General features: G+C 68.2%; 20 protein-coding genes and 1 pseudogene. 14 read left to right on the top strand and 7 right to left on the bottom strand.

Annotated elements, in window-relative coordinates:
- Nucleotides 1-14 precede the first annotated feature (14 nt).
- Together ACIRJP_RS19480 and ACIRJP_RS19475 are read left to right on the top strand one after the other, a co-directional pair.
- A complete protein-coding gene (locus ACIRJP_RS19480) occupies nucleotides 15-428 on the top strand; it encodes a hypothetical protein (protein ID WP_404175375.1) in 414 nt (137 codons plus the stop codon).
- Nucleotides 429-832: 404 nt separating this feature from the next.
- Nucleotides 833-1,402 carry a DinB family protein gene (locus ACIRJP_RS19475; protein ID WP_404175372.1) on the top strand — a complete coding sequence of 190 codons (570 nt, stop codon included), beginning with the start codon at nucleotides 833-835 and terminating at the stop codon, nucleotides 1,400-1,402.
- Nucleotides 1,403-2,063: 661 nt separating this feature from the next.
- Here ACIRJP_RS19475 and ACIRJP_RS19470 read toward each other — a convergent pair.
- Entirely contained in the window at nucleotides 2,064-2,957 is an 894-nt protein-coding gene (locus ACIRJP_RS19470) for an NADP-dependent oxidoreductase (RefSeq protein ID WP_404175369.1), read from the bottom strand.
- A gap of 70 nt (nucleotides 2,958-3,027) precedes the next feature.
- Between ACIRJP_RS19470 and ACIRJP_RS19465 the strand changes: the two genes are divergently transcribed.
- Nucleotides 3,028-3,627: a TetR/AcrR family transcriptional regulator gene (locus ACIRJP_RS19465; RefSeq protein ID WP_404175366.1), complete on the top strand. Its 600-nt coding sequence runs from the start codon at nucleotides 3,028-3,030 to the stop codon at nucleotides 3,625-3,627.
- An 869-nt stretch (nucleotides 3,628-4,496) separates the two neighbouring features.
- Here the strand turns inward: ACIRJP_RS19465 and ACIRJP_RS19460 are convergent.
- From ACIRJP_RS19460 to ACIRJP_RS19445, 4 genes are all read right to left on the bottom strand, one after another.
- Complete coding sequence (locus tag ACIRJP_RS19460; protein WP_404175363.1) at nucleotides 4,497-5,606, bottom strand: ParB/RepB/Spo0J family partition protein; 1,110 nt, start codon at nucleotides 5,604-5,606, stop codon at nucleotides 4,497-4,499.
- On the bottom strand, nucleotides 5,606-6,268 hold the full coding sequence (locus ACIRJP_RS19455; protein ID WP_326770378.1) for a ParA family protein: 663 nt from the start codon (nucleotides 6,266-6,268) through the stop codon (nucleotides 5,606-5,608). Before ACIRJP_RS19455 ends, ACIRJP_RS19460 begins: the two co-directional genes overlap by 1 nt.
- A gap of 1,530 nt (nucleotides 6,269-7,798) precedes the next feature.
- A complete protein-coding gene (locus tag ACIRJP_RS19450) occupies nucleotides 7,799-9,121 on the bottom strand; it encodes a winged helix-turn-helix domain-containing protein (protein ID WP_404175360.1) in 1,323 nt (440 codons plus the stop codon).
- Nucleotides 9,122-9,563: 442 nt separating this feature from the next.
- A complete protein-coding gene (locus ACIRJP_RS19445) occupies nucleotides 9,564-10,040 on the bottom strand; it encodes a hypothetical protein (RefSeq protein ID WP_404175357.1) in 477 nt (158 codons plus the stop codon).
- Nucleotides 10,041-10,840: 800 nt separating this feature from the next.
- On the opposite strand from ACIRJP_RS19445, the gene ACIRJP_RS19440 reads away from it, so the two are divergent.
- On the top strand, nucleotides 10,841-11,173 hold the full coding sequence (locus tag ACIRJP_RS19440; RefSeq protein ID WP_404175354.1) for a hypothetical protein: 333 nt from the start codon (nucleotides 10,841-10,843) through the stop codon (nucleotides 11,171-11,173).
- On the opposite strand, the gene ACIRJP_RS19435 is transcribed toward ACIRJP_RS19440, so the two are convergent.
- Nucleotides 11,170-11,442, bottom strand: coding sequence for a prolyl oligopeptidase family serine peptidase (locus ACIRJP_RS19435; protein WP_404175351.1), 273 nt, complete (start codon nucleotides 11,440-11,442; stop codon nucleotides 11,170-11,172). The genes ACIRJP_RS19440 and ACIRJP_RS19435 overlap by 4 nt on opposite strands.
- Nucleotides 11,443-11,523: 81 nt before the next feature.
- On the opposite strand from ACIRJP_RS19435, the gene ACIRJP_RS19430 reads away from it, so the two are divergent.
- Nucleotides 11,524-13,332 (top strand): acyl-CoA dehydrogenase, encoded by a 1,809-nt coding sequence (locus ACIRJP_RS19430; RefSeq protein WP_404175348.1) that lies wholly within the window; start codon nucleotides 11,524-11,526, stop codon nucleotides 13,330-13,332.
- Here ACIRJP_RS19430 and ACIRJP_RS19425 read toward each other — a convergent pair.
- A pseudogene (locus ACIRJP_RS19425) lies at nucleotides 13,329-13,762 on the bottom strand (integrase core domain-containing protein); the annotation flags it as partial. The gene ACIRJP_RS19430 and the pseudogene ACIRJP_RS19425 sit on opposite strands and share 4 nt — an antisense overlap.
- Nucleotides 13,763-14,065: 303 nt before the next feature.
- Here ACIRJP_RS19425 and ACIRJP_RS19420 point away from each other — a divergent pair.
- The 9 genes from ACIRJP_RS19420 to ACIRJP_RS19380 all read left to right on the top strand — a co-directional run bounded on the left by ACIRJP_RS19420 (nucleotide 14,066) and on the right by ACIRJP_RS19380 (nucleotide 22,288).
- A complete protein-coding gene (locus tag ACIRJP_RS19420; protein WP_376596576.1) occupies nucleotides 14,066-14,728 on the top strand; it encodes a hydrolase in 663 nt (220 codons plus the stop codon).
- 5 nt (nucleotides 14,729-14,733) lie between these two features.
- A complete protein-coding gene (locus tag ACIRJP_RS19415; protein ID WP_404175344.1) occupies nucleotides 14,734-15,243 on the top strand; it encodes a DoxX family membrane protein in 510 nt (169 codons plus the stop codon).
- Between the two features lie 97 nt (nucleotides 15,244-15,340).
- Nucleotides 15,341-15,919 carry a Dps family protein gene (locus ACIRJP_RS19410; protein ID WP_404175341.1) on the top strand — a complete coding sequence of 193 codons (579 nt, stop codon included), beginning with the start codon at nucleotides 15,341-15,343 and terminating at the stop codon, nucleotides 15,917-15,919.
- Entirely contained in the window at nucleotides 15,919-17,343 is a 1,425-nt protein-coding gene (locus tag ACIRJP_RS19405; protein ID WP_404175338.1) for a dihydrolipoyl dehydrogenase family protein, read from the top strand. Before ACIRJP_RS19410 ends, ACIRJP_RS19405 begins: the two co-directional genes overlap by 1 nt.
- Nucleotides 17,344-17,465: 122 nt before the next feature.
- Nucleotides 17,466-18,302 carry an alpha/beta fold hydrolase gene (locus ACIRJP_RS19400; RefSeq protein WP_404175335.1) on the top strand — a complete coding sequence of 279 codons (837 nt, stop codon included), beginning with the start codon at nucleotides 17,466-17,468 and terminating at the stop codon, nucleotides 18,300-18,302.
- 47 nt (nucleotides 18,303-18,349) lie between these two features.
- Nucleotides 18,350-19,303 (top strand): alpha/beta hydrolase, encoded by a 954-nt coding sequence (locus ACIRJP_RS19395; RefSeq protein WP_404175331.1) that lies wholly within the window; start codon nucleotides 18,350-18,352, stop codon nucleotides 19,301-19,303.
- Nucleotides 19,300-21,186 (top strand): amidohydrolase, encoded by a 1,887-nt coding sequence (locus ACIRJP_RS19390; RefSeq protein ID WP_404175328.1) that lies wholly within the window; start codon nucleotides 19,300-19,302, stop codon nucleotides 21,184-21,186. Before ACIRJP_RS19395 ends, ACIRJP_RS19390 begins: the two co-directional genes overlap by 4 nt.
- A gap of 13 nt (nucleotides 21,187-21,199) precedes the next feature.
- On the top strand, nucleotides 21,200-21,928 hold the full coding sequence (locus ACIRJP_RS19385; protein WP_404175325.1) for a GPR1/FUN34/YaaH family transporter: 729 nt from the start codon (nucleotides 21,200-21,202) through the stop codon (nucleotides 21,926-21,928).
- 45 nt (nucleotides 21,929-21,973) lie between these two features.
- On the top strand, nucleotides 21,974-22,288 hold the full coding sequence (locus ACIRJP_RS19380; RefSeq protein WP_404117976.1) for a GNAT family N-acetyltransferase: 315 nt from the start codon (nucleotides 21,974-21,976) through the stop codon (nucleotides 22,286-22,288).
- Nucleotides 22,289-22,314 lie beyond the last annotated feature (26 nt).

Here is a 22,314-nt window from a genome sequence, read left to right as displayed (position 1 = left end):
GGAGGAAGGCACCGATGGCCGTTGCAGTCATGTCGCCGCTCGTTGCTGAGCGCATCTGGGCGCTGCCCATCGGAGCTGCCCCGGTGAAGTTCCTTCAGTACCTGATCTTCCGGAGCGAGAGCGGCGGCGCGCTGCCGAGCCAGCGCGAGATGGCGGTGGAGTACAAGGTGAAGCCGCCCACCGTCAGCGCGCTGATGGAGCCGCTGTTCGAGCTGAACCTCGTGCTGCGCTCCCGCGCCGAAGGCCGCGGGGGCAACCGCTATCGACTTCACCCGCTCGCCGCCAAGTACGAGAGTGTGACGGACATGGAAGCTGCCTTCGCGTACGCCCTCGAAGAGATGAAAAGCGGCAAACTGCCGACCATCCACCTTCCGGAATACCGAGCCGCACCGCCGACCGAGGGCCGCCCGGACCTCCGCATCGCCTGACCGGACAAAACAGAGGCCCCGCCATCAGCGATGGCGGGGCCTCTGTGCCTGAACAACAAGTTGTGCCCTCACTATACCGATACACGCGACAGTCGGCGAGACACCGCCGTCGACAGCCCGCCACCTTTGACGACACTGGTGCAACCGACCTCAAGCCGTCCCTGTCAGCCGCAGCCGTCGCCGAGCGTTCCAGGTACGGCGGCCGCCTTGGCAGCCGTCCGGTACCACGACCATCGTCCCACCTATCCATTGGGACACCCGGCCCAAAGCTGCATCACTGAACTGGTCGAAGCCAAAGGGCCCGAAATCGGCATCTCCATCACCCACCACCGAACCACCAACCCCACAACAAAAAGAACTTCGAACCCAGGGACACTAGCGGGCCCGGGCCCTCGCAGATGAACATGGAAAGCATGAATGATCAACCCGCACGATGGACCCAGGCCACCGTCTACCCCGACATGTGGACTGACCCGGACAAAGACCCTCGCAACAGCGAAGGAGTCAGTCCGGATGGCGAACAAGCCACGCTGGATGGCTACCTGACCGACTATCGGCTGACCCTGCGGATGAAGTGCGAGGGCCTGGACGCGGAGCAGATGGCCCGTCGCTCGGTGTCGCCGTCGACGATGTCGCTGCTGGGCCTGGTTCGGCACCTCGCTGAGGTGGAACGGGACTGGCGTAACTGGATCAGTGGAGATGAGCCGCTGCCGAAGCTGTACGGCAAGCGTGACGCGGACTTCGACGGAGCCGTTGCCGACAAGGCCGTGGTCGATGCCGCCTACGCCGATCTGGAGCGCGAACAGGCCGCGACCGACGCCGCGCTGGCCGAGCACCCGGACCTGGGCGAGCGTCTGGGAAAGGACAGGATCTCCGTCCGGGAACTGCTGGTGCACAGGGTCGAGGAGTACGCCCGTCACTGCGGGCACGCAGACCTGCTGCGCGAGTGCATCGACGGAAGAGTGGGCCAGTGACCAGAGGCCGCCGTGGAACTCGCCACGGCGGCCTCTGAGCCCTTGTCCGGCAGATCCGCCGGACAAGGGCTCAGCGCTTGAGCATGAAGGCGAAGTCACCGGAGAGCTTGCCGTTCAACCGGGGCGCGGAAACGAGATTCCCCTCCGTGACCAGCCTCTCGACCTCGGTCCGTGAGAGCCAGCTCCTCGATGTTGACGCCCAGGATCTCCTTGGCGCGGGCGGTGGTCTCGTAGTGCCGCAACGGGGCCGCCTCATCTACGGCCTGGCAGCCGTACCCGCAGGTCGCGATCAGCCATCACGCAGACAGTAGGGCGCTATCTGCGTGACGACTTCAGACAAGTCCCCCAGCCGACGCTCTGGCAGCCCCCACCAGGGCCGATCGAGGCTTGGCGCCGGTCTTCGTTCCGATGTTCCAACCGCCGCACCACGACATGCCCGGTTGCTGATGTCCGCCAGGGTTTCAATGACGACTCGGCGCAGTAAGTCATCACGGCTCGGCTGTAGCACGGCACCTGGAGATACGGGTACACGAGTCGCCCCCCTGACGCAGCACCCATGCCCCGCGGCTCCGCGCCGACCGCCGCCGCGCGATGCGGACTGACCAGTCCCAAGGCCGGCATCCTCCTCAACTTCTGCTTGGGAAAGACGCGCAGCCGGTTCTCAGACGACCAGCACCCGGCGCCCGCGCGTGTGACCGGTCTGGCTGTCGATGTGCGCCGCCGCGGCCTCGGCGAGCGTGTACGACTTCTCGACCGGTATGTGGAGCTTTCCCCGCGAGATGAGGCCGACGGCCTCGGCGAGCGCTTCCGGTACGCTCCCGGCCACGCCGGAGAAGCGGACACCGAACTCCGGCGCGGCGAGGTCGGCGATGGAGATCACCTTCTGCGGATCCCCGGTCAGCTCGACGAGCTCGCGGATCACGCCCGAGCCGGCCAGATCGAGAGCTGCGTCGACATGGCCGAGCCGCCGCACCCGCTCCACCCAGCCTTCGCCGTACGTCGTGGCGAGGGCACCCAGGCCGCGCAGGTAGTCCTGGTTCGCAGCTCCGGCCGTGCCGATCGCCCTGATGCCGCGGTCGCGGGCGATCTGCAGCACCGCCGATCCGACTCCTCCGGACGCACCGTTGACCAGCAGCGTCTGCCCGGCCTGCACACCGACCTCGCGGATGATCCGCAGCGCGGTCTCCACCACGGAGGGGTACCCGGCCGCCTCTTCGAAGGTCAGTCCCTCGGGCATGCGGGCCCAGGCCGACAGCACGGCGAACTCGGCATAGGTGCTCGACCCTTCGCCCAACACGTGGTCGCCGACCTCGACCCCTTCGACGCCCTGGCCGACCTCGTCCACCACCCCGGAGGCGTCCAGCCCGACTCCGGAGGGCAACTCGAGCGGATGGGCCTTCAGGATCTGGCCTTCGCGGATCCTCCAGTCGACAGGGTTCACGCCCGCAGCCCGCACGGCGATGCGTACCTGGCCGGGGCCCGCATGGGGCTCCTCGGCGTCGACGAGTCGCAGGACGTCCGGACCGCCGAACTCGGCAAAGCTCACTCTCTTCATGCCATCGACCATAGCCCTAACCGTTAGCGTTTTAAAACGGTTACGTTTCTGGAACTGGTAGTGTGAGAACATGACCGTGCCATCCGGACGACGCGAACGCAAGAAGGCCGCGACCCGCCAGAAGATCGCCGACACCGCCCTGCGAATCTTCCTGGAACGCGGGTACGACACGGTGGGCATCCGCGACGTGGCCGCCGAGGCCGATGTCGCCGTCACCACGGTCTTCTCGCACTTTGCCTCGAAAGAGGCCCTGGTGTTCGAGCAGGACCAGGACTTCGAGCAACGCCTCACGCAGGCGGTCACCAACCGGGCACCGCACGAGCCGCTCATCCCCGCGCTGCGCCGGGAGATCCAAGCCCTGGTGCGACATTGCACGGGGGACAGCGCCGCCCCGATCCGGCGCCTGATCGACGAATCACCCGCCCTGCGCGAGTACGAGGAGTCGATGGGACTGCGCCATGCAGAGTCGCTGGCAACGGCCATCGCCGCCGATCCCGACCTGTCACAGACCACAACGGCCTGCCGGACGATCGCGAGGTTCGCGATCGACGCCTACTCCCTGGCCCGTGACGCGGCCGATCCACAGACCGCGGTGCACGAGATCTTCCAGATGATCGAGGCTGCCTGGGCCGTCACCTGCCCCTCCGGAAATCCCACCAGCACGGTCTGATCCCGGCCAGGACTCGACCCCGCCCGGCACCGTCCCGCCGAACCCCCACGGCAGAGCGAAAGCATCTGGAGCCGGTACGCCACCGACGATCCCCTACGGTCACCATCCGGCCGGACACCGGGACGAATTGACGGACAGCACCGCGACGAACTGTCGGACAGCACCGCGACGGGTTCACCCCGATAGCGGGCGGGAAACCCTGCCTGCACCGACCATGAGTTCCGCTGCGGCAAGGGAGCGTGCGGTGATCACCCTTCGCGCAGGTCCGGGGGGTTGATACTGGTGGGCTCGCGTATTCAACTGTGATGTGGGCAGACACCACCTGGGTGTCCGATCCACTCCCCCACCGATGAGGACCGGTTCGCGGGGCAGTGCCCCGGACACTGCGTGCACCTGGAGCACCGGTGTCCCGCGCATCGCCGACGTACTGCTATGCGAGATTCAGCCTGGTGACTTCCCGAGCGTCACTGGCCTCGTCGTCCAGCCAGAGGATCTCGAGCCGCGGCCTGGCTCACCGTTGAGGGTCTGGCGGTCTTGCTGCGGTCCACTGCGCATAGGCCCTGAGTGGTGGGCCTTCAACCTTGGCGGGTCGGTGTACAGCGGTTCCGGGCGGTGGCCTAGCGGGTCTTGTCTGTGGGCGTGCCGAGCATCTGTATGGCTACAGCGTCTCCCTGGAAGCAGGCGCCATCGTTCGCACGGCTCGGGAGGCCGCCTCCTGACACTCCGAACGGGTGGGACCAGAAAGCACTCACCCGCGACCGAAGAACTCGGTACGCGCGGGTGTTCACTCAATCCGACCCGGCCACGACGAAACGGCCCCGCTCCCCCACCACCAGGTGAGAGAACGGGGCCGCCAATGAAGCTTGACGCTATGCCTGGGAATCTTCGACCCGGCTCGTCTCGCTCAGCATCACGCGCTGGAGCTTCTTCGTCAGCATGTGCCGGTCCAGCTCGGACAGCTCCTCCATCAGCCGGTCAAACCACCTTTCCCAGTTGGCGGCCGGGGCCTGCTTCTGCTTTGGGGCAGCAGAGGTGGGCTCGACTTCCGGCGATTCAGGAGCAGCGTCGCGTGGCACAGGGACGGGCAATGCTTCGCGCGGGACAGTGCCCGGTGATTCGGCTGACAGGGGCTCTTCTGCGCGGGGCTCGGGCCGCTCTGAGCCTGCTCCCGAACTGGATGTGTATACCGCGGTATACGCAGGCTCAGGTTGGGGAGCCGGTGCGACGGTCTCTCTCGCAGGCGCGGGGCCGGGGGCAGGCATGGGGCTAGGGGCAGGCGTGGGGGATCCCTTCCTGTCCGCCTTCTGCTTCGCAGCCATCCGATCGGCCTTCCACGCGGCAAGCTGATCGCTGGGCGGCATGGCCGAGTACATCCGCATGTCACGGAACGCCTTGAGCTCGCCGGCGATGACGAGTGCTTGCATCTCCTCGGAGAGGCGCAACAGACCAATGCGCTGGCTGAACCACTGCTTCGACTTCTGCAGCTTCTCTGCAGCCTGCGTCTGATTGCCGTTGGTCATCTCCAGCATCTGCTGAAGGCCACGGGCTTCTTCGATGTAGTTGAAGTTCGACCGCTCGACGTTCTCTGTGAGAACGGCTGCGAGGAACCTGACGCGGGACTCGGCGATGTCCTCGCGGACGTGTACGTCGAGCGTAGGGAGTCCGACGTGGACGGCAGCCTTCCACCGCCGCTCCCCTGCGGCCATGACGATCCGGCAGTCCGGCAGCTGTTCCTCGTGTTCGGGGAACAGCTTGATGTAGCGGGCCCGGGTGATCCCCACGCACGGCTGAAGCTGCCCGGTGCGCATGCTGTTGCCGAGCTCTTCGAGCTTGACTGGGTCGAAGTCCTGGCGGGGGTTGAGGGGGGTGGGCGCCACCTGGTCGGGCGCCACGTGAACCAGGGTGGGCTTGCTGCTGCCGGGGGTGCTCTCCACGGCTGCTCCGGCCAGGGTGGCCAGGTTGAGTCGTCGGCCGGCCATCAGCGGCGGCCTCCGTATCCGAGCTCCAGCGCCAGCCGGAAGTAGTCTTCGCGTGCTCGGAGCGTGGTGCCGTTGTCGGCGTACTGGGTAACGACCTTGCCTTCGGCCGCTGCACGGGTATGAATCTTGTACCGGCGGATCACGGTATTGGCGCGTGGCCAGCCCATGGCGTCGATGTACTCAAGAGTCTCATCGCGGTCGGCTTTGCCGTCGCGCGGATCCCAGGCATTGACGACGACCTTGTACGGCAGCCCCCGGGGTGCGATCACCTGGGTGATAGTGCGCGCGGTCGGGTCGAACGCAAGAGGTTCCGGCGGAAGCGGGACCAGGACGTCGTCAGCGATGTCGAGTGCGGCCGCGAGGATGTGCTCGTTCTCGAGGCTGCCGGGGGTGTCGATGAAGATGTGCTGCCGCTGGTCGCTGCTTCCGAGAACATCGTGCGTGACTGCTGCCAGGTTGACCGTGGTGGTCGTCTTGCCGACTCCACCCTTCTGGTTCGCGATGACGTGGATCTCAGCGCCCAGGTTCTTGAGCTCCGCGAGGCTGTCGGGGTCCTCGTGGGCAGTCGCGAAGTCGAAGGGGAGGTTGTCGCCGATTCGGTCGGCCCACCAGATGGTGGACCCCTGTGGGTCGGTGGATACAACGAGAATGGAGGAGGCCATGATGCTCCGTTTCCGTGTGCTTCCCGAGGGGTTCTCGGTACTCGGACCGGAACAGCATTGCAGATGATCGAGCCGGACATTTGCACCACCCTGGATGTTCCGCGTGGCGGATGTATACCGCGGTATACGCGGACGCGGTATCAGCGCGGCTGGCCGAACCGTCGGGGGACGGAGTCTCCGAACGGGCCGAGGCGTATACCGCGGTATACGCCTCGCCTCAGTCCCGCTCGTGTCCTACCTCCGGCCGACCCTGGCCCGTCGGTCCGGCCCGGACGGCCGCCCGTCCATCCTCGCCGAGCACCACCGTCCGCTCAGCTCCTGCCTCGCCGCCCTTCCGCTGGGCTTCCAAGTCCTGCAATGCGAGGAACCCCGCCGCCCGCGCCGCTCCCTCGATCCCGACACTGCCCCGGACCCGCTCCCGGCCCATGTGTCCTGGGACTTGTGCACTGCTGCCCGGAAGCGTCGGCTGCGGCCTTGGACGATTCCCCGATCGCGGTCATCTCGCACTTCCAACTCGACGGCACCTGGAAGGCAGAGCAACCGGACCAGATCAACTGAGGCAGCATCCGGCATCCACTCGCCCAGACCGCCTCACCGTTCTCACCGTCTCCAGGTCCCAAGCGATCTGGTCACCGCACGTCACAGGTCTGATTCGGAGCCAGATCGTCAGAGGCAAGGCGTATACCGCGGTATACGCCTTGCCTCAGTCCCACTCCTCCTGAGTGCCATCTGTGCTCCGGGAAACGCGGTTCGAGACAGTCCTCGGTATTCCGGTGCCGAGGCGCGCCTGCGATTCCGGTTGAGGTCGGCTCTATGGCTGCACGGTGGGGGAGTCCAGGCGTGGTGGAGCATTGTTCAGGTAGCGGGGGACAGGCGACGTTGAAGGCCCATCGACGGGCTGGCCCCTCCGCGGTAGCCGGCGCGGTTCGGATGCTCGCGAGCGGCAGGGGGAATCGGCGTCGGCGTCAGTTCCTTGCGAGCCACTACGGCGTTGGCGAGCGCAATCTCGGGCTCGCGAAGCTTGGCGTGGGTCTGTCGCTCTATCGCTGTCACGGCGTCGATGGTGCTGTGGGTCTTCAGCGGATGGCGGACAGCGCGGCACAGTGCCGGACAGCCTGACCCTTGAGACGGTCGGTCCACCGGGACGCGTGCGGCTCGACACTGCGGTGACACACCCCCATCGAGGTTGATCACCGGGCGGACCAGAGGAAGACGCCAGCCGTCCAACGACCCGGTGATCCAAACGAAACCGCTTGGCGGGCGGGCTCGATGAGGCTGCCGTACTGCGGGCAGAGCTCAGACCAACGGTTGATGACGTCTGCAGCAGACAGGATGGCCAGCGAGGCCGGCATCGAACGGCTGGGGGTTATGGCTGCTCCTCGACTGGCGCGAAGCAGTCCTCATTGGTTGCCCAGAGCAGACCGTCTCTACCGTGGAGCTGCTGTTGCTGCGTCCCGCGCGCTTTTGCCTGGTGCCGGAGCTTCGCGGCCTGGTTGCTGGTGTTGCCTGTTGTTCATGGGGGTTCCGCTGTCAGAACGCGGGGACGGGCTCCGTCTGGGTCAGGCGGAGTGCGGCGAGGGCCTGGTCGACGAGGTTGCTGGTGAGGAGCCGGCGGACCGCGGTGTCGGTCATGGTGTGAAGCAGTGACCGGACGTAGGTCGGGTCGGCGGTCGCGTAGGCGCGGTGGATGCCGATTTCCTGCGGAGTGAGCGCGCGCAGGTCGAGGTCACCAGCCGCGTACGTGGGCTCGTTGTCCTCGTCGGAGCCGGCCTGGAGCAGGGCATTCGCTGCCTGCAACGCTGCGCTGATCGTGTCCTGTGCCTCACGAACCCTGTTGCTGGTCGAAACACGGTGCGGCGCGGGCTGGTCGAATCCGGCGTGCCGGAAGTGCTCCTGTGCCCGGGATTCTTGCCATTCAAGGACCATGAGGCGGCGGCTGTTGGGGTCGGTGTACAGCAGGTGGGCGCCCTTGATCCGGTGGGCGAGGAGTCCGGACGGCCGACGGGCGTCCGCAGGGTCGATGGGGCTGTGTTCCTCCGCGGCGGCCTGGACCTCGCGCCATGTCCATCCTTCGTCGGCGCAGTGCCGGGCGATCCACGAGATGCGGGGGGCGGAAGCGTGCTGTAGCCACGGCACGTTGGTGACGAGCTCGTGTCCGAGCTGGTAACGGCGACCGGTCTTGTTCAGCTTTTGCGGCCTGTGGCCGGCTTTCTTCTGGGTGGGGTGACTGGTGCTCCCGCTGGCGAGTTCTGCCTCAGAGGGAGAGGTGGAAATAGCTGTGGGAGAAGACGCTGAGGTACCACCCTGCATTGGGGTGCAACGCGACTTGCCCGAACCGTCGTTGCGTGTCCGGCGGCGACGTACCTTTCGGGCGGCCTTCTTCGCGAGCTTCCCGATGAGCTTTCGTCCCTCTACGGCGATCCCGACCGGGACACGGGTGTGTGCGGGGGCGGCCTTGTCGCGCTGCACCGTGCGGATGCCGAGGGCCTCGTCGAACTCGGCAGGGATGACCCGCTCGTATACAGACGCCTGACGGACGCTGCCGGTGATGCGGGTGCCTTGGGCGCGGTACACGAGGAGTCCGGCTTCGCGGAGCATGTCGAGGTGGTACTGCACGGTGCGTCTGGACAGCTTCAACTTGCGGGTGAGGTAGTTGACTCCGGGCCGGCACTCGGTGAGCGCGGACAGCTCCTGGGCGACGAGCACAGTAGTGGGCCCCCACTTTGGTCCGTGGATGCGGGACGGGGTGTAGAGGCCGGAGCCGCCTACCCAGTGGACGGCCTGCATCCAGGAGTAGGGGCAGGTCGTGATGCGGCCGGTCGTGGTGGAGACCCACTGAGCGGTTGCGGGCACTCGCAGAGCTTCCTGACGCCTGGGCTCGCCACTGCACTCGTGCATGCGTTCGGACGTGTCATGCGGGATGTCCGTGTCGTGAGGGGATTGCTGGCACGGAATGCCCTCGGAGGCGGGTGACTTTTGCCATGAATCGGGCGTCCGGGCGTGCGGAAGCTGACAAACGGCAGCCGCGTACGGCACTATGTACCTGCTTTCACTAACGAGAACGCCAAAGGGAGCTCTCACTACCTACGTGAAGGTGAAGTGGTTCGTGGGGAACCTGAAAGTCGCTCGACCTGCTCGGACCTGGTCGTCAAACCGGATCCGGAAGTTCGGGCCTTGGCTCGGTCGTCAAACCGAGCCGTATGAAGAGGCCGCGCACGGTGCGTCAACACCAGCGGCCAGCGGTAGAGGTAGTGCCCCCGCCAAGGGGGCACAGAGCCTCCCGCTCAGAACGTCGCTACGTCACCTGATCTCTCCTACTGGGTGAGGTCTGTCCCTGCGCCTTTCCGGCCAGGAAGTCTTTGCGGAACCCGCCCCGGCCGACGACACGGAGCATGTCCTGCATCCGGTCACTCAAGCCGTTGGGGCTGTCCAGGGTTTCGTTCCACCCGGACCGGTAGTCGGGGTGGCGGCGCCACGTGCGGGTGAAGTACCGCATCGTGCTGCACGAGAAGCCGTCCGATCCATGGGGGCAACAGCGCGGCCAGCTCTTGCCGTCGCTACCCACGCAGGCGGCGCGCTGGGTGACGGCGAGGCCGGGGGAGACGAGCCGGTCGAGAGCCTGGACCTGCTCCGGACCCGCCAGCGGGGTCTCGGCTGCGGTCAGCTCTTCGGCCCAGCGCGCATACACAAGTTCCTCGGCGAGGAACTCCCACTCGGAGTCGGGGTCGCCGGGGGAGAGGCAGACGAGGAGGACCTCGCCTTGCGCGGTCATGCGATGACGCGGGCAGTGGTGACAGGGCCCGCGCGGTGTGTCGCCGGTGTGATCTTTACGGCGAACTGCTGGGTCCCACTGTCTGTATCCCCGTTAAGCCGGGTATTCTCTGCCATAGAACTGGCACCTTCTTCTGGAGGTTGGGTGTCGGTCCGGCCCCGCTCCTGGGTGTGCTACCACCCGGGACTCCAGCGGGGCCTTTCCTCTGCCTTGGTGACTTCGTCCGGCACATCTCAAGGCTGAGTGGTCGTCTGGCGTCAGGCCAAGCCTATCTGTTCGTCTCACCACTTGTTCACGGCTTGCTAATGGTGTCGTTGGTCGGATCTGTCATCAGACATGCAGCTCATCGCACGACTGGCCGATGACCACGAGACCGGACCTTCTCAGTCTGAGCATCGTGTGCTCTCCACCCGACGAAGGCGGCGTGGAGGTCCGCCCGATCGTCAATGGCCGGGATCTTCTGGCCGAAGTGGTCCCCGGTGGCGTGGGAGGCTCCCGGTACCTGGGAGTAGGCCCCAGGGAACTGCTGGGCCAGGACTGGCCGTTGCATGCCACGGCGACGTCCCACGAGGTTCGTCTCGCTTGGTCCGGGTGCGGCGTGGAGGAGTGCTGTGGCGCGCTGTACATGACGGTCACGCGGATCGGGGATCATGTTGTCTGGGCGGGCTGGCGCGACCTGGCGGCCTGTGCCCTGGTAGGGGCAAATCGGAGGGCAGCTCCGGAACTTCGTGAGGAACGATCCTAAGGATGAGCCTAGAAACGCAGTCGGTTGGAATCCAGCGCCATCGGCGTTCTGGGAGATGTCCGACGGTGAGCCGATCACTTTTCAGGCCGTCCAGCGCGAGGCCGGCGTCTCCCACGCCTTCCTCCACAATCACGCCGACCTGCGAGGACGCATCGAACGACTCGGAGGCCAAGCCCATCCCGCCCCTGAACCGGCCTCTCCGGCCGACGAGCAGAACACCCTCGCCCTCGCGCTGACCGGCCAGATCGCCCGCCTCAAGAAGCAGCACCGAGAAGAAGGTACAGGCACTGCGGGACAGCGTTTTCATCCTTGCCGCGGCGAAGTGCGGCGAATCGGTTTCGCACCGCTCCCGTCGAGTCCGCGGGTCGCCGAAGACTTTATGGACTAGGCGCGCATGTCCGTGTCAGCCTGCAACGCCTCCAGGTTCCACATCCCGGCAGCCGAGACGACTGTCTTGAATCGGTCGGTGCTGGTCGCGGCCCAGTTGGCCACGTAGCAGCTGTAGGACCAGTCGGCGAAGGCGGTCCGAGTCGTGTCGAGGTCAGCGCGCGCCTGTGCTGCTTCGGTCAGCGCGATGAGGTCACGGTAGGGCTGACCGCTGTACTGGCGCCAGCCGCGTTCTTGCGTCCGCTGCCCGTAACCAGTGGACAGGGCCATCGAGTACCTCATCTTCCGGCAGTTCAATCGTGTTGATGATCACGCCGAGGGGAGGGCGATAATGAACTACCGTTCCGGAGCGTGACCTATCAACTACCCCGTGACCAGGGCCTTTCAAGTGCAGCTGAACTTACGCAAGCGCTATACGGAGATCAGTTTGAACGAGTCCACGAGCCGTGGCGCAAGTTCTTCAGCACTGACTCATTTCGCTTCCAGGAGGGCCTGACTCCCGAAGGGCGGGCGGCCCTCTCCTACCAACGGCTGCGCCTGGTCAACGAGTCTCTGGACAACCCTGAGCAGTTGGTACTCGACGTGGAGCGGCTTACCGCCCTGCACGAGTGGGCCGGTCCGGTAGACGCTGGCCTGGGCACGGTAGCCAGCATCCACTACAACCTGTTCCTCGGGAGCCTCCTCGACCACGACGGAGACCGTCGAGACCTGGCGGCGTACACGGGCCTGGAGCGCACGGGGACCTTCCTGTGCACCGAGGCAGGACACGGCAATGCCGCCGCGCAATTAGAGACCACAGCGACGTACGACCCGGGCAGTCGCACCTTCGACCTGCACACACCGAGGTATTCGGCCCGGAAGTTCATGCCTAACACAAGCTCCACTGGCGGCCCCAAGAGCGCTGTCGTCGCAGCACGTCTCGTCACCGCTGACGGAACGGACCGCGGGGTGTTCCTGTTCCTCACCCCGCTCCACGACGCGTCCGGGGATCCCCTCCCCGGCGTATGCATACAAACGCTCCCTCAGACCTCAACAGCTCCAGTTGACCACTGCGCCACGAGCTTCGAGCATGTTCGGCTCCCGTTTACGGCGCTGCTGCAGGCCGACCACGGACGTCTCACCCCGGAAGGCGCGTTCACCAGTTCTATCGGAAGTCCGCGGAAACGGTTCTTGAGCAGCATAGGTCGAGTTACCGTTGGCAAACTCTGCATGAGTGCCTACAGCCTGGGGGTCGCACGCCACGCTCTCACCGTCGCGGTACGGCACGCACACAGTCGGCGCACCGCCAGCGTCACAGCGCGGGGTACAGTCCCGCTCTTCGCGTTGCGGAGTCATCACCATCCGCTTCTCGACGCCCTCGCCACCACCTATGCCGCGACTCTGCTGCACCGCAGAGTGGTTCAGAACTGGGCACAGGCTACCGAGGACGGACGCGAGGACGCCGAGCGCCTCACTGCCGTCGCGAAGGGATGGCTCACCTGGCGTGTTCGTGAAGTACTGACTACGTGTAGAGAGCGCTGTGGCGCCCAAGGGCTATTCCTGGCCAACGGAATTGCGGGCCAACTTGCCGCGAACGAAGGCACGATCACAGCAGAGGGCGACAACCTCGTGATATGGGTCAAGGCGGCGGGTGAACTGCTCTTGGGGCACTTTGTGCCGAGTCAACCCAGTGGCCTGCCTGTCGCGGACCGCGAGCTCACTGATGCTGGGTTTCTCCAGGATCTACTCGCGGATACCGAACGAATCTGGCACCAGCGCGCACGCACACGCCTGCGCGCAGCTGCGCCTGGCGGCCCTCTCGACCGGTGGAACAACGCCGTCACACCCGCCCTCGAACTAGTCGACGCCCACGCTCACCGCCTGGCTGCCGATGCCTTGCTGAGTGCAGCGGCGAAGGCCGGGGGTGCCGAAGCGCGGGACCTTCTGTTCAGCATGCACCAGCTGTTTGTTCTGCGCCGCATTGCAGCCCAGAGCGGTGACCTCGTTGCACACGGACGACTGACAGCAGATCAGGTCAAGCAGCTTCCCGATGCTATAGAGGCAGTCGTAGCGGACCTGGCACCTCATGCGATGACCCTCGCAGCCGGCTTCAGTGTTTCCGAGGACGTACTACTTGACCACCCCATCACCGCCAAAGAGGCTGCCGGTCTGGCGCCCTAGTTGTATTGCCCGGTCAGGTTGGGGACGCGGCCGGCGGGTGGCTTGCCTGCGAGCGCGGTTTGTCCGCGGTGGTGATTGTAGGCGTGCAGCCATTGCCGGAAGACTTCGCGTCGTTCCGTCTCTGATCGGTAGGGGCGGGCGTATGCCCATCCGTCGAGCAGGGTGCGGTTGAGGCGTTCGACCTTGCCGTTGGTCTGTGGCCGGCAGGGCCGGGCTCGCTTGTGAGCGATCCCGGCCGCTGCGAGGGCATCGCGCCAGAGGTGTGACTTGTAGCAAGCTCCGTTGTCGGTCAGGACCGCTCGACGGTGATCCCGTGGGCCGCGTAGAAGGTCTGGGCGCGAGTCCAGAAGGCGGTGGCGGTCTCCTTGCGCTCGTCGTCATGGATCTCGCTGCAGGCGAGGCGGGAGTGGTCGTCGAGCGCGGCCTGTAGAGCAGCGGCCTCCGTCGTCCACTCCTCTGAGGCCGGGCAGATGCGCCAGTGGGGGCCAAGTCCCTGAGAGCGTCGATTCGGTGGAATGACCGGATGGGCATCCTCGTCAAGCACGCGGGTACCGGCCGCGTCCCACTCGGCGGTGGTACCCAGCGGGACAACTCGTCCTTGACCGGTTGTGCGCTGTCGTGCCAACCCCTGGGCGCAGGAGGTCAACGCAGGCGGTCGGGTCGCTCGTAGCTTGAAGAAGTGCCGAGCCGCGAGGCGGCGGGCACGTTACCGATTGCTTCGAGAGGACATCTCATGTTCGACATCAACAAGGTGCAGGCCGCCCCGAGTAAGGATCTGCTCACGCCCGACAACTCGGTCATGCTCTTCGTGGACCACCAGCCGCAGATGTTCTTCGGCACCGGCAGCGGTGACCGTGCCGCGATCATCAACAGCACCGTCGGTCTCGCCAAGGCGGCCAAGGCGTTCGACGTTCCGGCCGTCCTGACCACGGTCGCCGCCGAGTCGTTCTCCGGGCCCCTGCTGCCGCAGCTCGCCGAGGTGTTCCCCAAGAACGAGATCATCGACCGCACCACCATGAACGCCTGGGAGGACGAGGCGCTCGTCGCGGCGGTCAAGGCGACCGGGCGCAAGAAGATCATCCTGTCCGGTCTGTGGACCGAGGTCTGCCTGGTGCTGCCCGCGCTCTCCGCGCTTGAGCAGGGCTACGAGGTGTACGTCGTGACCGACGCCTCCGGTGGCGTCAGCCCGGCCGCCCACGAGCACGCGCTGCAGCGGATGATCGCCGCCGGCGCTGTCCCGGTGACCTGGGTCCAGGTCCTCCTGGAGCTCCAGCGCGACTGGGCGCGCCAGGAGACGTACGGCGCCGTCATGGAGATCGTCAAGGCCCACGCGGGCGCGTACGGCCTGGGTGTCGTGTACGCGCAGTCGGTCATCGGCGCGCACGCGGCCGGCTGACCCCTGTGGACACCGGCCTTCTGATCCTGCGTCTGCTGGTGGGACTGCTCGTCGCCGGCCACGGTGTGCAGAAGGTCAGCCGGCACCTGGGCGGCAAGGGACTTGAGGGCGGTACCGAGGAGTTCCGTGGCGACGGCTTCCGCGGCGGTGCCGTCACCGCCCTGGCGGCGGGCGGTGGTCAGATCGGATCGGGCCTGCTGCTCGCCGCCGGCCTCCTGACCCCGCTCGCCGCGACGGGCGTTATCGGGGTCATGACGGTCGCGCTCACCGTGAAGTGGCGCCACGGGCTCTGGGTGCAGAACGACGGATACGAGTACCCGCTCGTCCTCATCGGCACCGCCGCCGCCCTCGCCGCCACCGGCCCCGGCGCCTGGTCCCTCGATGCCGTCCTTGGCCTTATGCCTTACCCGCTGTGGTGGGCCGCCCTCGCGCTCGTGGCCGGGCTCGGCAGCGGACTCCTCACCCGGCTTGTCCTGCACCGGCCCCCCGCCGCCCCGGCGATCGCCGAGCGCTGAGCGCGAGCAACGCAGACCGGGTCCGGCCGCCCGTGTACCCCCGACCGGGCGGCCAGACCCACCCACTTACCCACTTCTCCCTGTACAGGAGCACCCGATGGACACCCTTACGAACCCGCACGGCGGCGGCCAGCCGCTGCTGCACCAGAAGGGCGCCGAGACCCAGACGTTCGGCACGCTCAAGCAGCTGCCGATCGGCCTCGGCCACGACACCCGCCTGTACGCCTGTCAGCGGCTGAACCACGTCCTCGCCGACACGCAGATCCTCTACTCCCTCTACAAGAAGCACCACTGGCTCATGCGCGGGGCGACCTTCTACTCGCTCCACTTGATGCTGGACAAGCACGCGGACGCCCAGCTCGCCATCGTGGACGCGCTGGCCGAGCGGGTCCAGAGCCTCGGCGGCGTCGCCGTCGGGGACCCGCGCCACGTCGCGGAGCTGACGTCGATCCCCCGGCCGCCGGACGGCGTCGAGCCGGTGCCCGTCATGCTGTCGCGGCTCCTCGACGCGCACGAGCGGATCCTGATCGACGCCCGCGACGCCGCCGCCCGGCTCTCCCACGAGGGCGACGAGGGCAGCGTCGACCTGCTCGTCTCCGACGTGATCCGTACCGGCGAGGCACAGGTGTGGTTCCTGGCCGAGCACCTCGTCGACACCCCCCTGGTGCACGGCTGATGGACACGTACGACGTCGTCGTGGTCGGCGGCGGGCCGGGCGGCGAGGTCGTCGCTGACCGCGCCGTCCGGTCCGGGCTGACCGCCGTCGTCGTCGAGGCCGAGGCGGTCGGCGGCGAGTGCTCCTACCGCGCGTGCGTTCCGAGCAAGGCCCTGCTGCGACCCGGCGCCGCCCTGGCCGCGGCCCGCGCCGTCGACGGGGCCCGGCAGGCGGTCACCGGGCCCCTCGACCCGGCGCACGCGCTGTCCCGCCGTGACCGCTTCACCGGGCGCGGCGACGACACCGGCCAGGCCGAGTGGCTCGACGGTGCGGGCATCGCGCTCGTACGGGGGCACGGACGGCTTGCCGGTGAGCGCCGGGTGGAGGTGACCGAGGCCGACGGCACTGTCAGTACGCTGCGGGCCCGGCGCGCGGTCGTGGTCTGCACCGGCACGGAACCCGCCCTTCCGCCGGTCGAAGGGATCGACCGGATCGGTGTGTGGACCAACCGGCAGGTCACCACGGCCGACGCGGTGCCCGAGCGGCTCGTCGTCATCGGCGGGGGAGTGGTGGCCTGCGAGATGGCCACCGCGTGGCGCTCGCTCGGCTCCTTTGTCACTCTGCTGGTCCGCGGCCAGACATTGCTGACCGGCTGGGAGCCCTGCGCGGGCGAAGAGGTCACCCGGGGGCTGAGTGATCTGGGCGTCACGATCCGCTTCGGGGTGTCGGCCGTCCGGGTCGCCCGTGACGAGGACACCCGCACAGTGACCGTGGACACCGACGACGGCACCGCCCTCGTCTGCGACGAGGTCCTGGCCGCCGTCGGCAGGCGCCCGCGGACCGCGGACCTCGGCCTGGACTCCATCGGCCTGCCGGCAAGCGACTGGCTCCCGGTCGACGACACGTGCCGGGTCACCGCGGTCGAGGGCGAATGGCTCTATGCCGTCGGCGACGTGAACCACCGTGCGCCGCTGACTCACATGGCCAAGTACCAGGCGCGCGCCTGTGCGGCGGCGATCGCCGAGCGAGCCGCGGGGCGCCCGACCGTCACCGGCGGTCGGCAGCCGTGGAGCGCGGAAGCCGACCATTTCGCCGTCCCGCAGGCCGTCTTCACCCGTCCCGAGGTCGCGAGTGTCGGCCTCACGGAACGCGCGGCACGCGAAGCGGGTCTCGCGGTGCGCGCGGTGGAGTACCGCATCGACGACGTCGCCGGCGCCGCGCTCCACGCGGACGACTACCGCGGCCTCGCCAAGCTCGTCGTCGACGAGACCCGAGGAGTCGTCGTCGGCTGCACGCTCACCGGGCCCATGGCGACCGAACTCATCCACACGGCCACGGTGGCCATCGTGGGCGAGGTCCCCCTGGAGCGCCTCTGGCACGCCGTGCCCGCCTTCCCGACGGTGAGCGAGGTCTGGCTCCGGCTACTGGAGGCGTACGGCCTCTGAGGCGAGGCCCCGCCCGACCTGCGCACCCGCCCGGCCCAATCGGCGTACCCGCCCGACCTGCGCATCCCCTCCGGCCCGACCGAGTACCCCCGAACACTTCACCACCCACAAGGAAACCCCCCATGCATCCCACGAGGCGCACCCTCACCCTCGCCCTTGCCCTGCCGGCCGCGGTGGCCTCCCTGCTGGGTGCCGCACCCGCCCGACCCGCGAGCGACCCGGTCGCCGCCGGCACCGACCGGCACGACCCCAAGCCCACGATCGTCCTGGTCCACGGAGCGTTCGCGGACGCCTCCAGCTGGAGCGGCACGATCAGGCGGCTGCAGCACGTCGGCTACCCCGTCCTGGCCCCCGCCAACCCGCTGCGCGGTCTCGCCGCGGACACCGCCTACCTGCGCAGCGTGCTGGCCGCCGTCGACGGACCCGTCGTCCTGGTCGGCCACTCCTACGGCGGCGCCGTCATCAGTGGCGCCGCGGTGGGCGACAGCCGTGTGAAGGCCCTCGTTTACATCGCCGCGTTCACCCCGGACAAGGGCGAGAGCGCGGCCGAGCTCGCCGCCAAGTTCCCCGGCTCCACTCTCGGCGACACCGTGAACCCGCGGCCGTACCCGCTGCCCGGCGGTGGCACCGGCACCGAGCTCGTCATCGAACGGGCCAAGTTCCACCGGCAGTTCGCCGCCGACGTCCCCACCGCCGACGCCGCCGTCATGGCCGCGACCCAGCGCCCGGTCGCCACCACCGCGCTGGAGGAGAAGTCCGGCGAGGCGGCCTGGAAGACGATCCCGTCCTGGGCACTGATCGCCACCGCCGACAAGAACATCCCGCCGGCCGCCCAATGGTGGATGGCCCAGCGCGCCGGCTCGCACATCACCGAAGTGGACGCGTCGCACGCCGTGGCCGTCTCCCGTCCGGCCGTGGTCACCCACGTGATCCTCGCCGCCGCGCGGGCGACCCGTTGAGCCCCCGACCCGCCCCCTCCCGCACATCCCCAGAAGGAGAACCCCTCATGAAGAACCGTCCGGTCCTTGAACCCGCCGCCCAGGCCTTTGCCGGCGCCACCGACCAGCCGCCGTACCTCTACCAGATCCCTGTTGCCGAAGGCCGTAAGGCCGTGGACGGCGTCCAGAGCGGCGAGGGTGTTCCCCTGCCCGAGGTCGACGAGGAGTGGATCACCGTCCACGGCGGCCCGACCGGCGACGTCCGCGCCCGGATCGTCCGCCCCCGCGGCGCCACCGGCCCGCTGCCCGTCATCCTCTACATCCATGGTGCGGGCTGGGTTTTCGGCAACGCCCACACCCACGACCGGCTCGTCCGCGAACTCGCCGTCGGCACCGGGGCGGCCGTGGTGTTCCCCGAGTACGACCTCTCGCCCGAGGCGCGCTACCCCGTCGCGATCGAGCAGAACTACAGCGTTGCTCAGTGGATCGCCCGTGAGGGACACCACAAGGAGCTCGACGGCACGCGGATCGCCGTCGCGGGCGACTCGGTCGGCGGCAACATGAGCGCCGCCCTCACCCTCATGGCCAAGCAGCGCGGCGACGTGCCCCTCGTCCAGCAGGTCCTCTTCTACCCGGTCACGGACGCGAGCTTCGACACCGAGTCGTACCACCAGTTCGCCGAGGGCTTCTTCCTGCGCCGTGACGGCATGAAGTGGTTCTGGGACCAGTACACGACCGACGAGGCCGAGCGCGCCCAGATCACCGCATCCCCGCTGCGCGCCACCACCGACCAGCTGACCGGCCTGCCGCCCGCCCTGGTCCTCACTGCCGAAGCCGACGTCCTGCGTGACGAGGGCGAGGCGTACGCGGCGAAGCTCCGCGCCGCCGGAGTCCCCGTCACCGCCCTGCGCGTACAGGGGGTCATCCACGACTTCGTCATGCTGAACGCGCTGCGCGAGACGCAGGCTGCGGAACTCGCCATCGGTCTTGCCACCGCCACTCTCCGCAAGGCCTTCGCATGACCGGGCCGTCGACGAGCATGCCGGTGGCGGGCCTCGTTCCCGCCCCGCGCCGGGAGCACGAGCACGCCGATCTCCTCGTTCGCAACGCCAAGGTGTTCACCGGTGACTCCGACCGCCCCGAGGCGCGCGCCGTCGCGATCCGCGACGGCCGGGTCGCGGCCCTCGGGGACGACCACGACCTCGCCCACCTCGTCGGGCCGGGAACGAAGGTTGTCGACGCTCTCGGCCGCCGGGTGATCCCCGGTCTCAACGACTCGCACCTGCACGTCATCCGGGGCGGCCTGAACTACGTCCTGGAGCTGCGCTGGGACGGCGTACGCAGCCTCCGACACGCCCTCGCGATGCTGCGAGAGCAGGCCGGCCGCACCCCCAAGGGGCAGTGGATCCGCGTCGTGGGCGGCTGGACCGCCGAACAGTTCGTCGAGCGCAGGATGCCGACCGTCGCGGAACTGAACGCCGCTGCCCCCGACACCCCGGTGTTCGTCCTGCACCTGTACCAGTCGGCGCTGATGAACCGTGCCGCCGTCAAGGCCGCCGGATTCACCCGGGAGACCGCCGACCCGCGCGGCGGGCAGATCGTCCGCGGCCGGGACGGCGAACCCAACGGCGTTCTCCTCGCCGCTCCAGGTGCCCTCATCCTGTACTCGACCCTGGCCAAGGCGCCGGCCCTCGACGAGGCCGACAAGCGGACATCGACCCGGCACTTCCTGCGCGAGCTCAACCGCTTCGGACTCACCTCGGCGGTCGACGCCGCCGGAGGGTTCCAGAACTTCCCCGACAACTACGCCACGGTCGTCGACCTGGCCAGGTCGGGGGAGCTGACCCTCCGGATCGCCTACCACCTGTTCCCGCAGACGGCCGGGCAGGAGCTCGCCGACCTGAAGCGCTGGACCGAGATGGTGAAGCCCGGGGACGGGGACGAGTGGCTCCGGCTGAACGGCGCGGGAGAGAACCTGACCTGGGCCGCCGCCGACTTCGAGAACTTCTCCGAACCCCGGCCCGAGCTCGCCGCGGGCTACGAGACTGAATTCGAGAGCGCCGTACGGCTCCTGCTCGAGAACGGCTGGGGCTTCCGGCTCCATGCGACCTACGACGAGACGATCCGGCGTGACCTGGCCGTCTTCGAGAAGCTCGCGGCCGAAGGGCTCTTCCCTGGCGGCAACCGCTGGCTATTCGACCACGCGGAGACCGTCTCCACCCAGAGCCTCGACCGGATAGCGGCCCTCGGCGGCGCCGTCTCCGTACAGAACCGGATGTCCTTCCAGGGCGCCGCGTTCCTCGACCGCTACGGCGCCGAGGCCGCCGCCCACACCCCGCCGGTCCGGGCGATGCTCGACCGGGGCCTGACCGTGGCCGCCGGAACCGACGCCACCCGTGTCTCCTCGTACAACCCCTGGGTCGCCCTCCACTGGCTGGTGACCGGCCGGACCGTCGGCGGCACGGCCCTCTACCCGGCCGGGAACCTGATCGACCGGGAGACCGCCCTCGGCCTCTACACCCGGGGCGGAGCTCAGCTCACCGGCGAGCAGGACGTCAAGGGAAGCCTGCGAAAGGGCTGCTACGGCGACCTCGCGATCCTGTCCGACGACTTCCTCACCGTGCCCGAGGACGTCATTCCCGACATCGAGTCCGTCCTCACCGTCGTCGGCGGCCGCATCGTCTACGCGACCGCCGAGTACGAGGGACTGGACGAGGCCATCCCGCCGGTGACTCCAGAGTGGAGCCCCGTCGCCCGCTTCGGCGGCTACCAGAGCGGCGCGCTCCAGGCGTCGGCCGTGGCCGAGGCCGTGGCCGAGTCCGAGCAGCACCGCCGGTGGCGCGTAGCGCGCGGATCCGTTCCCGAGACGACACCGTCCTTCGTCGACCCCTGCTTCGAACACTGAAAGAGACCACACGATGAGTACAGCCTCCCCTGCCACCGACGGCGGCGACGAAGACCCGGCCGCCCTGCCGGAACGCCGCTTCGAACCGGACCTCCGGTCGATGACCCGGATCAACCTGCACCCCATCGCCTCACCCATGCCGCTCGGCTTCTTCACGATCGCCATCGCGTCGGTGATGACGGGCTGCCTCCAGCTCGGGATCTTCGGCGAGGAGGCCCGCACCGCCGTCGCCTTCACGGTGCTGCCGGCCTTCGTGCTCCAGCTCCTGGTCAGTTTCCTGGCCTTCGGCGCCCGTGACGTGATCGCGGCGACCCTGATGGCGGTGTTCGCCGGCAGCTGGCTGCCGTACTCGCTCATCATGCTCAGCGGCGCGGCCGACGGCCTGAAGGTCCTCGGCGTCTTCAACCTGGCGCTCCTGTGCTTCGGGGCGCTGATGTCCGCCGTGACCCGGCCCAAGCGGGCGCTGTGGCTCGTGATCGCGGTCTCCCTGCCCCGCTGGGCGGCCACCGGCCTCGCGGGCATCACCGGGGCCGAATGGCTGACGCGCACGTCGGGCGCGCTCGGCCTCGTCGTGGCGCTGGTCGCGATGTACACGGCGTTCGCCCTGATGCTGGAGGACATGCGCAGCGAGCAGGTCCTGCCCATCGGACGCAGTGGCCCCGCCCACCTCGCCGTGGAGGGCGATCTCGCCGTCCAGCTCCGCAACCTGGAACGCCAGGCGGGCGTGCGCCGCACGCTCTGACCACACCCATCCACCTCGTCACACCACGACCGCACAGGAGCACCCATGGAACCGCAGGTGACGGACCGGCCCGAGAAGTCCCGGTACGAGATCCTTGCCGGCGGCGACGGCACCGAGACCGCGGGCTTCGCCGAGTACCACCTCTCGGAGGGCGAGATCGCCTTCATCCACACCGAGATCGATCCCCGCTTCGGCGGCCGGGGTCTGGGCGGGCTGCTTGCCCGCGGCGCCCTCGACGACGCCCGGGCCCGTGGGCTGCGCGTCCTGCCGTACTGCCCCTTCATTCGGGGCTGGATCGGCAAGCACCCCGAGTACGCCGACCTGGTGCCGGAGGCGCGCCGCGCCCGCTTCGGCCTGTGAACCACCCACCACCACCTTCCCCATCT

Source organism: Streptomyces sp. NPDC102437 (assembly GCF_044765565.1).
Lineage (GTDB): Bacteria > Actinomycetota > Actinomycetes > Streptomycetales > Streptomycetaceae > Streptomyces.
The sequence above is the reverse complement of the archived record's forward strand: the minus strand, read 5'-3'. Positions and strand labels throughout refer to the sequence as shown.

Excerpts from the sequence above, each read along its gene's own strand:
- ACIRJP_RS19470 (WP_404175369.1), bottom strand. The coding sequence starts at position 2,957 with ATGAAGAGAGTGAGCTTTGCCGAGTTCGGCGGTCCGGACGTCCTGCGA.
- ACIRJP_RS19390 (WP_404175328.1), top strand. The coding sequence starts at position 19,300 with ATGACCGGGCCGTCGACGAGCATGCCGGTGGCGGGCCTCGTTCCCGCC.
- ACIRJP_RS19440 (WP_404175354.1), top strand. The coding sequence starts at position 10,841 with ATGTCCGACGGTGAGCCGATCACTTTTCAGGCCGTCCAGCGCGAGGCC.
- ACIRJP_RS19380 (WP_404117976.1), top strand. The coding sequence starts at position 21,974 with ATGGAACCGCAGGTGACGGACCGGCCCGAGAAGTCCCGGTACGAGATC.
- ACIRJP_RS19460 (WP_404175363.1), bottom strand. The coding sequence starts at position 5,606 with ATGGCCGGCCGACGACTCAACCTGGCCACCCTGGCCGGAGCAGCCGTG.
- ACIRJP_RS19410 (WP_404175341.1), top strand. The coding sequence starts at position 15,341 with ATGGACACCCTTACGAACCCGCACGGCGGCGGCCAGCCGCTGCTGCAC.
- ACIRJP_RS19385 (WP_404175325.1), top strand. The coding sequence starts at position 21,200 with ATGAGTACAGCCTCCCCTGCCACCGACGGCGGCGACGAAGACCCGGCC.
- ACIRJP_RS19400 (WP_404175335.1), top strand. The coding sequence starts at position 17,466 with ATGCATCCCACGAGGCGCACCCTCACCCTCGCCCTTGCCCTGCCGGCC.
- ACIRJP_RS19405 (WP_404175338.1), top strand. The coding sequence starts at position 15,919 with ATGGACACGTACGACGTCGTCGTGGTCGGCGGCGGGCCGGGCGGCGAG.
- ACIRJP_RS19475 (WP_404175372.1), top strand. The coding sequence starts at position 833 with ATGGAAAGCATGAATGATCAACCCGCACGATGGACCCAGGCCACCGTC.
- ACIRJP_RS19445 (WP_404175357.1), bottom strand. The coding sequence starts at position 10,040 with ATGACCGCGCAAGGCGAGGTCCTCCTCGTCTGCCTCTCCCCCGGCGAC.
- ACIRJP_RS19435 (WP_404175351.1), bottom strand. The coding sequence starts at position 11,442 with ATGGCCCTGTCCACTGGTTACGGGCAGCGGACGCAAGAACGCGGCTGG.
- ACIRJP_RS19465 (WP_404175366.1), top strand. The coding sequence starts at position 3,028 with ATGACCGTGCCATCCGGACGACGCGAACGCAAGAAGGCCGCGACCCGC.
- ACIRJP_RS19480 (WP_404175375.1), top strand. The coding sequence starts at position 15 with ATGGCCGTTGCAGTCATGTCGCCGCTCGTTGCTGAGCGCATCTGGGCG.
- ACIRJP_RS19455 (WP_326770378.1), bottom strand. The coding sequence starts at position 6,268 with ATGGCCTCCTCCATTCTCGTTGTATCCACCGACCCACAGGGGTCCACC.
- ACIRJP_RS19420 (WP_376596576.1), top strand. The coding sequence starts at position 14,066 with ATGTTCGACATCAACAAGGTGCAGGCCGCCCCGAGTAAGGATCTGCTC.
- ACIRJP_RS19395 (WP_404175331.1), top strand. The coding sequence starts at position 18,350 with ATGAAGAACCGTCCGGTCCTTGAACCCGCCGCCCAGGCCTTTGCCGGC.